Origin of the sequence: Pseudomonas sp. SIMBA_068, from assembly GCF_046534705.1 — a bacterium.
GTDB lineage: Bacteria > Pseudomonadota > Gammaproteobacteria > Pseudomonadales > Pseudomonadaceae > Aquipseudomonas > Aquipseudomonas putida.
The window spans coordinates 1-323 of the sequence record NZ_JAWRYI010000215.1 but is presented as its reverse complement, the minus strand read 5'-3'; the positions used below and the strand labels follow the sequence as shown (position 1 = coordinate 323).

General features: G+C 56.3%; 1 pseudogene. It reads right to left on the bottom strand.

The features are described 5' to 3' along the window. Positions 1-323: pseudogene (purH, locus tag SB756_RS28875) on the bottom strand (bifunctional phosphoribosylaminoimidazolecarboxamide formyltransferase/IMP cyclohydrolase); the annotation flags it as partial.

Here is a 323-nt window from a genome sequence, read left to right as displayed (position 1 = left end):
GTGGGAAGCGACCGGCGGCTTCTTTGCTTTCACCGTGGTAAGCCGGAACCATGCTGCCGAAGTAGTTGGCAATCATGCTGTCGTAGGCGGCAGTGTGTTCGAAGGCTTTGATGGCGAGGTCGAAACGGGTTGCAAGCGTCAGCGATCCTTCGTTGTCATCCATCTCTTTAATAATGGCGTCATAGTCGCTGCTCTTCACCACGATTGCGACATCTTTATGGTTCTTGGCGGCGGAGCGCACCATCGTTGGGCCGCCGATATCGATGTTCTCAACCGCATCTTCCAGCGAGCAACCTTCACGGGCCACGGTCTGGGCGAACGGA